Below are 10,691 nucleotides of genomic sequence, written 5' to 3'. Positions count from 1 at the left end.
AAGTATGCTTTCCCAGGCTTTCATCGTCTGGCGTACCATGTCGCACCCACCAGAGGCGTAGTACACCCTGCTGTAGTCGCCGTCTGCGTTGATGCAGGCGATGTCCTTGAGGGGAACCTGCCATTGGCGGCCACCGTCGTTAAGGTGGATCGAGGAGGGCGAATGCCGATCTTGAACAGGGGCGGAAAAGCCTTCGCAGAGAAAATCGCGCAGGTCGTGGACCATTTTCCACATTTCCTGCTCGGACCGGGCGGGTTCTTTGCCATAGGCGGCCATATCCAGAATGCCGCAGACGCCGAGCATCGCGGCCATCGTCATTTGAAACCGCCGCCGGATTTCCTCCCGGGGCAAATAGGGCAGGGCGCGTTCGATTTCATCGATAAACCGTTGAGTCAGGTCGGCGAATTGCTCGTGAAGGATACGGTTTTTTATCGAGGAGCTCTCGGTGAAAAAACGGGAGAGCCCCACCTGGTACTGCACGCCTTTATGCGGTTCTATGCATCGGCGGGCCAAAGGGAGGATACGCGCGTCCATTATCGATTCGATCGATAGCGGCTTGCCGCCGCTGTCCACTAACGCGCGGTCAAGCGCCTCCTCGCGTTCCCGGTTCATCTCCTGCACATTGATACGGTAAACTTCCAGTATGAGGTCCTCGCGGGTGGGGAACAGCTGGCTCAGGGCCGAGAGCTTTACGCCCATTTTGTGAGCCAGATTTTTAGGCGTCACCCCTCGTTTCCCATGCAGGATGTATTCCCGCTCGGCCTGCTTGCCAATCTGTTCCCTGGGTGTCATCTAGGCTGCGAATGGGGGTGGGGTGGGGTGCCGCTTGTCGATTGTTTTTACCGCTTGTCGCACGAGTCTTGAGGATGGGGAGATTCCTTTATACTTCGAGGAAAATCCGTTGTCATGAAACGATCAGCCATCCTTGTCGCGTGTCTCCTGTCTGTTCCCTTTAGCCTGCCTTCCATTCTCCGGGCGGAGCCCTCGGTCATCGATGAGTACGGAGCTTGGGGCGTCAGTTACTCCGGCGACTATAACTCGACGGTTATCCTTACGCTTGATGTGGGTGAGGGCAACGCGGTTCCAGCCCTGTATCAGGTGGCCTCGGGCGATGATCTGACCTGGGCCGATACGATGGATGTCACGCTCAGCGGGAACTACATGGGCGAAGCGAGCTCGCAGTTCATCGTGGCGGTTCTCGGTGAGGGGTATATGTTTTCCACCTCGGCCCCCTCCCCCGATGGCAGTTCCGATGGCATGGCCGTCAACGCCGTTAACCAGGCAAACATCACCTGGGTGGATATCCCCCAGGACGCGCTGGGTGTGATTTGGGCCGCTTCCCACGGAGCCTATGGGGTGAACGGCGTGCCCTCAGAAGACGTAAATTTGAACCAATGGCTGGACGGCTATGACGGTGGCGAGGTTACCTTCACGCATTCCGGTAGTGCGCAGATAGAAGGGGTGGTTGATAACTCCGGCTCTGGAGACTCCAGTGTACTTGAGGCCATGGGGATTTTGATGGTGGAATCGACCGGAGGCAATGGCGGTTTCCTGACGCAGCAAGGCAACGGCTATGCCGGAGACGGCGGGGATGGCGGCACGGTCACCGTGACGACCGGGGCCGGCTCCTTGATCGAGAACGTGGTCTCCTTCGATGACAGCAATGTAATGTACACGGCAGGCATTTACGCGCTTTCGCAGGGAGGGATGCCCGGCTACGAGGAGCAGGGCGAGAAGGCCAGAATCGGGAACTCTGGAGACGGCGGTGATGTCAGCGTCACGGCTGGCGGCATTATCTCAGGAATCTCCGACAACTCGGTCGGCATCCTGGCCGTTTCCCTCGGGGGAGCCGGCGGCACGATCAACATCACAGAGGACATGAACTCGGTGTGGGGCACATCGGGAGCGGGCGGAAAGGTTGAGGTCACGCTTCAGTCCGGGGCGGGCATCCATGTCAGCGGGGCGAGCGGGGCGGGCATTATTGCGGCCAGTCTGGCGGGAGCTTCTTCTTCGGAGAGTGAGCCGGATTTGCAGGTGCAGAACGAGGATGTCACCGTTACCCTTGAGAGTGGTTCGGTTATTAACGCCGGTCAGTACGATAGTTCTACCGGTGAGGTTTTATCGACCTATAGCCTCGGGGTGCTCGCCATCAGCGCGGGAACGGCGAGCGTGTTGGACTTGGCGGGGAGCAGCAGCAGTGCCAATACCGGGGGCGTAGGCTATGCCGGTGACGTTACCCTGGCCAACAACGGCTCCGTCACCACGTACGGGGAGTTGTCGGTGGGCCTGGCAGCCCTGTCCGTGGGTGGTTCCGGGCAGGTGGCCAATAGCGGGGACGATAGCTTGACCTATCTGGGTGCCTCCTCGATATCCAGCAATCTGAGCTCATCGGCCGGGGAAGTTGTGCTGGTCAATGCCGGCAGCGTGAGCACGTTGGGCGCGTCGGCTCACGCGATAATCGCCAGTAGCGGCGGCAGCGGCGGCGGCTTGATGCGCGTGACGGTCGATGGTGAGGTGGAAAACGGGGAATGGACCACCGGCACGGTGGTCGGGAATTCGACAGACGCGAACGCTAATCAGGGAGGCTCGGACGGCGGAACGGTGCTCGTTGTCAACACCGGAACGATCTCGACCGGCAATAGCCAGGGTGGCGGGGCGGGCTCGATCGGCATCATTGGTCAGTCCATCGGCGGCGGCGGTGGGACTGCCGGGGGCTCCCACGCGACGGCCTTCATCGGGGACGCAGGCGGTAGCGGTGGCGACGGCGGTGATGTTTACCTCTTGCTCGCAGGCGACAGTGCCACCCTTGCCCAATACGCCTCCAAGTACCCCCAATACAGTGATAAAATCGATTCGGTCACGACAAGCGGTTCGACCGCGATCACCACGTATGACGATGGCTCCATCGGCGTCCTGGCCCAGTCGGTCGGGGGTGGCGGCGGCAACGGCGGCAACGCGGTCGGAGTTTTTACTGCGGTAGGCGGTTCGGGCGGCAGCGGTGGAGACGGCGTAAGCGTGGACGTTGCGCTGGACGCGGCAACAACGATCAGCACCTCGGGCGATTTCTCCGGAGGCCTGATCGCCCAGTCGATTGGCGGTGGTGGCGGCAACGGCGGTTACGCCAAATCCTACGGGACCTTTATCTCCGACGCGATTGGCGGCACCGGCGGAAAGGGCGGCGACGGCGGGGGCCTCATGATCGACTCGGCCGCGACGATCACGACGAACGGTAATCAGTCGGACGGGATTCTGGCCCAGTCCATCGGTGGTGGCGGCGGAACCGGTGGGGCCGCGATTGCCAAAGTCTCCAGTGCGGTCGTCTCTGTCTCGTTGTCGCTGGGGGGGGCGGGCGGTGACGGTGGCAACGTGGAGGATGACCTCAGCGTGACCAACTCCGGTACGATCACCACCGGCGATGCCTCCACGGCGGGCACTTCCGGCCCCGTTCCCGACGGAGCCAATTCCATCGGCATGCTGATTCAGGCCATCGGCGGAGGCGGTGGCAAGGGCGGATCCGCCACTTCCAAGAGCAACTCTTTCGGTGTCGAAGATATCCCTGTTTCCGTTTCTTATAGCTATTCGCTCGGGGGCAGTGGCGGAACCGGCGGCTCCGTGACCGGTACGCTCACCGGCAATAATACCGGCACGATTACCACCTATGGCGACTCCTCTTACGGGATCCTGGCTCAGTCAATCGGCGGCGGGGGCGGGGTTGGCGGCGATGCGACCGCGACCTCCACTTCCTACGGTGGCGAGACCCTGGATCTGGACATCACCACGGCGATGGGGGCCACGGGCGGCTCCGGGGGCGACGGAGGGGACATTGTCATCACTAACGGCGATGGTGACACCCAGGCCGGCTCCATCATAACCTCGGGACAAAACTCGACGGCGATTCTGGCTCAGTCGATCAGCGGAGGTGGCGGGGCTGGGGGCACCGGTAACAGCAGCACCAAGGTCGGTGCGGGCGATGACGATGACGACGATGATGACAGTTCGACCAGCGTGGGCCTCACGATTTCACTGGGTGGCAGCGGCGGCACCGGCGGCGCGGCCGGTAGCGTGAAGGTGACGAACGCGAGCAACGGAACAATCAGCACCAGTGGGGCCGGCTCGAAGGGAATCGTCGCGCACTCCATTGGCGGCGGAGGAGGCGATGCCGGTGGCGGGGTGGCTTCCTCGCAGGATACTTATACGGTCTCGGTGAATGTCGGCGGCTCGGGCGGTGCGGGCGGTGATGGCGGCTCTGTCACAGTCACGAACAACGGAACGATCACTACCTCTGCCGGGGATGCTTCGGGCATCGTCGCCCAGTCGATCGGCGGGGGAGGTGGCAATGGCGGCAGCGCCGACGCCAAGGGCTCTTCCAGCGATGATGATGGCGACGACTCCGGTTCCGGCGGCGACTCGGGAGGAGATTCTGCCCCGGGCAATGGCAGTGGTGGCTCCGGCACCGTTTCGGCGACGGCTTTCTATGCCACCGCAAGCGACGAAGAGGGCGACAGTGGCGACGATTCTAGTGACGGTGACGATTCCCAGACATATACGGCATCGGTGAATGTGGGCGGTGCCGGCGGCGTCGCTGGCCAGGGGGGATCGGTTGCCGTGACAAACGCGGCGGTTGAGACGACGGTTGACGGAGAAAGCGCCATGGCCGGTGGAGTTATCACCACCAGCGGCGAGCGTTCCTACGGCATTTTGGCGCAGAGCATTGGCGGCGGTGGCGGGACCGGCGGTTCCGCCACCAGCAACGATTCCAAGGACAGCGAGTTGGACATTTCCGTGAACGTCGGTGGAAAGGGAGGCGACGGTGGAGAAGGGGGCGGCGAAGTCGCCGTGACGAATGTCGGCTCCATTGTCACCGACGGTGATCACGCGCACGCCATCTTCGCCCAGTCCATCGGTGGCGGGGGAGGCGATGGTGCCGACGGCAGTGCCAACGGCTCGGCAACGCTTTCCCTGGGGGTGGATATTTCCGATACCGGTTACACCAGCGGTAGCGGTGGAACGGTAAGCATCAACGATTACGGGACGATCACGACGAAGGGAGCCGACTCGATCGGCATCCTGGCGCAGTCGATTGGCGGTGGCGGCGGCCAAGCCAGCTCCGGGACCAAGAAGTTCAAGCTCTCCGGCCTGCGTGACGGCAACGTCGATATGACACTGGGCAAGAACAGCGGCTCGGCTTCGGACGGTAACGGCGGGCAGGTTGATCTCCTGGTCGATAGTTGCACGACTACGACGCAGGGCGATTGGTCCCACGGCATCCTGGTGCAGTCGATCGGTGGTGGCGGCGGCAAGGCATCCTACGCCGTGCTGGCGGGCTCCACGACCACGGCAAATGTGTCGATGGGACAAACGAGCAGCGGTTCTTCCGGGGCCGGTGGCTCGGGTGCTGAGGTTTTCCTGAACCTGATCGACGCTACGATTTCAACAGGCACCGCGGATACCGGTTTGGGAGCCATGGGTATCGTGGCGCAGAGCATTGGTGGAGGCGGCGGTTTCGCCCATATCGATTCCAGCGGGGTCAGCGCATCGCAGAGTGGGGACGGCATCCAGATCGGGACGGGCGGCGCGGGCGACGGCGGCGAAGTCGTGGTGGGTGGCGCGTCCAGCGGCCAGAACAGCGCCATCATCACGACGCAGGGCGATTTCGCTCACGGCATGCTGCTACAGTCGATCGGAGGTAGCGGCGGCTTTGTCGGGCAGGGCAGCAGCGATGCCACACCGGACGCCGACACGGATATCGCGATTCGTTTAGGGGGAAGCAGTTCCTCGTCGGATTCGGGCGATGGCGGCACTGTCACCATGTCCAACACGCAGTTGAATGTCACCACGGCGGGGGACAACGCCATCGGCGTCCTGGCGCAGTCTATCGGCGGCGGCGGCGGTGCCGCATATACCCAGTACGCCAACAGCGGCGAAGCCACGCTCGGGGCGGCCTCGACAACCTCAAGCACGGGTGGAGACGTTACGATTAGTCTGTCCCCGGGGAGTGCCATCACGACTTCGGGAGTCGGGGCTCATGGTGTTGTCGCGCAATCCATCGGCGGCGGCGGTGGACTGGTCGGCGGCCTGTCCGGATCTTCCGTGGAGGTCTCGTCGATACTGTCAGGGAGCGAACAAGTGGCTGCTCAGGGCGATGGCGGAGAGGTTATCGTCGAGGTGTATGATATAACGACGAGCGGAACATCCGCTTACGGTATCCTTGCGCAGAGCCTGGGGGCGGGAGGTGGCATTTACGCTGATGGAGACTCTCTCTACCTCGGTAGCAACGGGACGATCTCGACGGGAGCAAGCGGCACGGGAGGTGCCGTCGGCATCAATGTTTTTGGCGCAGTGCAGGCGACTGGTGCAGACAGTGTGGGTGTCTTCGCCCAGAGTTCGGGGCAGGATGGTGAAGGCTCAATGGTAACCGTGAATGTGTCCGACGGTGCCTCGGTCACTGCCAGCGATGACTCGAAGGCCGCCATCTGGGTGGACGGAGGCGATGCTGACAACGTGGTCACGGTTGAAGCCGGCGCGACGGTCGATGCGGGGAGTTCGGTCGCCGTCCAATATACCGGCAGCAGTACCTTGACGGTGAACAACTACGGGACGGTTACCGGTACAGTGGATTTGGAAAACGACAGCGGTGCGCTGGGAACCTTCAACAATTACAGCAGTAATACCCTGTATGCGGTCGATACCATTCAGGCGAATGTCAATAACAGCGGTCGCATCAGCACGGTGCTCGCCTCGGGCGGTTATCAGCAAGTCACGGTGACGGGCGACTTTACCCAGACTTCGACCGGGGTTTTACAGATGAGCGCTGATTTCGACTCTGGCGCTTCGGACCTGTTTCACGTGCAGGGTAATGCCACTCTCGACGGCCAGCTTGCCATTGACCGGAGCAGCCTCTCACCGGGCAGCGTGACGGTGTTTCAGTTTGATAACGCGCCAGCCGGCTCTCTGACCGTCGTGGACAGCGAGGGCAGCCCGATCGTAAGCTATGTGGCCAGCACGATCGGAAGCACATGGGTCGTCACCACCAATGCCGACTTCACCACGTCCGCTTTTTCGTTGGAAGATAATCCCCAGGCAGTTGCCGTCCATCTTCAGTCTATCTGGGATGCCGGCAGTAGCAGTGGCCTGAGCAGTGTGCTAAACGCTCTGGCTGATGCCGCTGGTGTCAGCCAGAGTGCCTATTCCAGCGCACTCGCCCAACTCTCGCCCGGAGTGACACTCGGAATGGGGGCGGTTCGTACGCAGGAATTGATCGGGTTCGGGGACAATGCCCTCGACGGTGCACGCTTCCGGGGGGACTCCGTCATGCTGGAGCAAACTTCCGGTGTGTGGTTCCATAGCAGTGGGGATAACGCCTGGCATGGCAACAATGGGGGGCTACCAACTTTCCGGCTCAACACCACTGTTCAGCAAGTGGGCGGCCAGGATGAAATCGCTCAAAACTGGTTTCTCGGCGGTGCCGTAGCCTACGAATACAGTTGGCTGAAGAGCCAGGACGGCTTCAGCAAAGCAGATGGAAGCAGCGCTCTGGGGGCGGTTTTTGTCAAATACGAGATGGATCAGTGGCTTTTCAGTCTCTCGGCTTTCGGGGGAGGCGGCGCTTATGACACCAGCCGTGCCCTTACGCTGACCGGAACCGGGGGGACGGCGCATGGCTCCCCCGTTGTGTATAGCGTGGGCGGGCTCTTAAGGGTGGACTACACGGTCCCCATGACTTACTTCTATCTGCGTCCGAATATCTCCTTCGGGGTGGTTTCTGTCTTTGCCGAGGGCTATACCGAAAGCGGAGCGGGCTCGCTCAGTCTACAGGTCGAGTCCCGGGATCAGACGACCTTTGTCGTGACGCCGCGTTTGGAGATCGGCGGTCGTATCGATCTGGATAACGGCATGGCGCTTCACCCCTATGTCAATGCTGGCGTGACCTTTCTTTCCGATAATACCTGGAACCAGGAAGCTCGTCTGGTCAGCGCTTCGGGGGCGACCCCGAATTTCACCACGTCGCTTCCCATGGATGACGTTACGGGTCGCCTGGATGCCGGCCTGCGCCTGGAAATCAGCAAGCATGTCAGCGTTGGGTTGCAATACAATGGAGCCTACTCTGAAAACATTAATACGAACGGAGGGACGTTTAGCGTAGGCTGGACTTTTTAGAGGCCTTCCTTGTGCATGCGGGAGCTATATCGTTTAGCGACTTCAATTGATGTGTACTTGGTTTTTGCCAGTGCTATTTATCCCCAGGGGGCGATAACACACTCTCAAGCTAAGGTTAGTTACAATAAGAGTAAGCGTCCGGAGTGTGTCCTGCTTGAGTTGCCTTTGTGAGGGTGGATTTTTCTCTCTGGTAACCCTTGGGGTTTCCCACTGGTTACGATTTGGATTCAGGCTTGGGTTGCTATTGGTGACCATTTGGCAGGTGACAGAGCGCTGATGTCGTGCTGGTTGGTCATATTGGGGAGGCGCGAGAGGATGTTGCGCAGGTATTGGAAGGGTTCGATGTTGTGGCGCTGGCAGGAGACGACGATGGAGTAGATGATGGCGGATCGTTGGCCGGCCTCGGGGTGTCCGATGAAGAGGAAGTTTTTCTTTCCCAGGGCTGAGGGGCGGATGGCATTTTCCATGAGGTTGTTGTCGATCTCGGCGATGCCGTGTTTTTGGAAGGCAACGAGCTGGGGCCACTGGGAGATGGCGTAGGCGCAGGCCTTGCCGAGGGCGGACTTGGGGAGGGCCTTTCGGCTGGCGAGGGAGATGACCTTTTGCAGGCGGGTCAGCGTGATCTCATTTTCTCGCTGACGGCGGCGTTTGCGCTCGTCGGGGACGAGGTTTTCTTCGCGGTAAGTGGCCTCGCGTTCGTAAAGCCTGGCCATGAGTCGGAGCACGAGGGTGGCTTCGCGTTTGTTGGAGGCGAGGGCGTCGTAAAACTTGCGCCGGACGTGGGCCATGCAGCCCAGGGCGATGACGTCCTTGTTGCCCGAGGCATAGTCTTCGTAGGCGCCGTAGGCATCGGACTGGAGCAGGCCGGTGTATCCGTCCAGCAATGACGTCAGCTCGCCGTGTCGGCGAGAGAGCCGCCAGTCAAAGACGACGTCGCCGCCGGGCCGCGAGATGGCCCAGAGCCAGCCCTGTTCGGTTTTGCCTTTTTTGTGGTCGGAGTCGCAGTAGCGCACCGGCGTCTCGTCCGCCTGGATGTAGGGGCCCGCGAGCAAGTCCGTTCGCATGTAGTTGTAGATGGGCTTGAGCCACTCGGCTACGGCCTCGACCCAGTCTGTCATGGTTTTTCGTGACAAAGGTGCGCCCCACATGGACGAGGCTTTTTCCTGGCGGTAAAGCGGCTGGTGCTGCACGTATTTGCTTAAAACGATCCAGGCCAACAGGCCCGCCGAAGCGTAGCTGCCGTCGATCACGCGCCTGGGCGCGGGGGCCACCACCGGCGGCTGCGAGCGGTCAAGCTTGCGGCGATACCTGGGGCGAACGAGGCGGCGTTTAAACAGCTTCGGCGGGTGGATATCGACTTCAAGGGTCTCTTCTTCGGCGATCTTCTCAAAGGCTTCCGGCTCGGCCTGCACCTCCGGCGGCTCAATCACCACGGTCTCCTCCACCGGCAGGTCCTTGAAGCGCTCAGCAGGCGTTTCATGTTTGCCCGCCTTGGGGGCACGACGTTCGTAAGCGATACTTTGTTTTTCGACCGCTTCGAGTTGGCGCTCCAGGTCGTCCAGGCGCAAGCGCAGTTGAGCGCTGTCGAGCTTCTCACTTTTGCCCGCCCCGAAGAGCTGCTTTTTGAGCCAGTCCACCTGCTCGCGTAAAACCGCAATCACGCCGTTTTGCTCATCGACGATGCGCCGCAACTGTTCCACATCCGGGGAGCCCGCGTCGCTGTCCATGCCTGTATCCAAAACATGATACGATGGCCGTCAAGACAGTGTTGAGAACCGTGCTGATTTTAACGCTCGTACCACGCCTTGAGCGTCCCCTGCTTCAGGTCGATGCCGTTCATCAGCATGGTCATCGCCGCCGGGGTGATCGTCAGCTTGCGTGTGTCGCTGCCGATCGGCCAGCTCAGCCGCCCCTGCTCGATGCGCTTGGCAAACACCCACACCCCCGTCCCGTCAAAATACAGCAGCTTTAGGCGGTTGCGCGTCTTGTTCGTAAAGGCGAACAGCGCCCCGCCCTTGGGATCTTCGCCCAAGTGGTCCCGTGCCACCGCCCACAGCCCGTCAAACTGCTTGCGCATGTCCACCGGCTCCACCGCCACAAAAACTCGCAGCTGATGGGGCAAGCTCAGCATCGCAACGCCTTGACCAATGCCGCCAGCGACTGCGCATCGCCCCCGCGCAAGATCAGCCCCTCCGGCAAACATACCTCCAACAAAGAGGCCCCGCAGGACGGCACCGTCATCTCATGGAAAAGAGGTTTAGACTCGACGCCTCCACCTGCCTGACTGCGCTCGCGACGCTGCTTGAGCCAGTACACCAGCGTGTTGTAGGCCACTCCCTCGCGCCGCGCAAAGGCCTTCTGCGTCAATCCGCTCCCATCGTAGCTCTCAAGTAAACGCTCACGCTCCTCACGACTCTCGATCCGACGACCCCGACTGTCGCGCTTCGCCCCCGTATCCACCAACTCCAAATCCATCCACAAATCTTACACCAGACTGCCTGCTTTGAAAAGTGGGACCAAGCCCGGACGGTTAC

The 10,691-nt window shown here is 61.2% G+C and carries 5 protein-coding genes; 1 reads left to right on the top strand and 4 read right to left on the bottom strand.

Annotated elements, in window-relative coordinates:
• Window positions 1-792, bottom strand: a 792-nt coding sequence (locus H5P28_RS00535; RefSeq protein ID WP_185673769.1) for a TetR/AcrR family transcriptional regulator, incomplete at its 3' end; no start/stop codon positions are given.
• A 114-nt stretch (window positions 793-906) separates the two neighbouring features.
• Between H5P28_RS00535 and H5P28_RS00530 the strand changes: the two genes are divergently transcribed.
• Window positions 907-8,157 (top strand): autotransporter outer membrane beta-barrel domain-containing protein, encoded by a 7,251-nt coding sequence (locus tag H5P28_RS00530; RefSeq protein WP_185673768.1) that lies wholly within the window; start codon window positions 907-909, stop codon window positions 8,155-8,157.
• A 227-nt stretch (window positions 8,158-8,384) separates the two neighbouring features.
• Here H5P28_RS00530 and tnpC read toward each other — a convergent pair whose 3' ends face one another.
• From tnpC to tnpA, 3 genes are read right to left on the bottom strand one after another with little or no spacing between them, the layout of a single operon-like run.
• Window positions 8,385-9,884, bottom strand: coding sequence for an IS66 family transposase (gene tnpC / locus H5P28_RS00525; protein ID WP_185673694.1), 1,500 nt, complete (start codon window positions 9,882-9,884; stop codon window positions 8,385-8,387).
• A gap of 59 nt (window positions 9,885-9,943) precedes the next feature.
• Window positions 9,944-10,288 carry an IS66 family insertion sequence element accessory protein TnpB gene (tnpB, locus tag H5P28_RS00520; protein WP_185673693.1) on the bottom strand — a complete coding sequence of 115 codons (345 nt, stop codon included), beginning with the start codon at window positions 10,286-10,288 and terminating at the stop codon, window positions 9,944-9,946.
• On the bottom strand, window positions 10,282-10,632 hold the full coding sequence (gene tnpA / locus H5P28_RS00515) for an IS66 family insertion sequence element accessory protein TnpA (RefSeq protein ID WP_185673692.1): 351 nt from the start codon (window positions 10,630-10,632) through the stop codon (window positions 10,282-10,284). The genes tnpB and tnpA overlap by 7 nt, the downstream gene beginning before the upstream one ends.
• Between the last annotated feature and the right edge of the window lie 59 nt (window positions 10,633-10,691).

It is taken from the genome of Ruficoccus amylovorans (assembly GCF_014230085.1).
GTDB classification, from domain to species: Bacteria; Verrucomicrobiota; Verrucomicrobiia; order Opitutales; family Cerasicoccaceae; genus Ruficoccus; species Ruficoccus amylovorans.
This window is presented reverse-complemented; position numbering and strand designations above follow the sequence as displayed.

What these genes read in the sequence shown, in the direction of transcription:
- H5P28_RS00530 (WP_185673768.1), top strand. Translation starts at nt 907, where the DNA reads ATGAAACGATCAGCCATCCTTGTCGCGTGTCTCCTGTCTGTTCCCTTT.
- tnpA (WP_185673692.1), bottom strand. Translation starts at nt 10,632, where the DNA reads ATGGATTTGGAGTTGGTGGATACGGGGGCGAAGCGCGACAGTCGGGGT.
- tnpB (WP_185673693.1), bottom strand. Translation starts at nt 10,288, where the DNA reads ATGCTGAGCTTGCCCCATCAGCTGCGAGTTTTTGTGGCGGTGGAGCCG.
- tnpC (WP_185673694.1), bottom strand. Translation starts at nt 9,884, where the DNA reads ATGGACAGCGACGCGGGCTCCCCGGATGTGGAACAGTTGCGGCGCATC.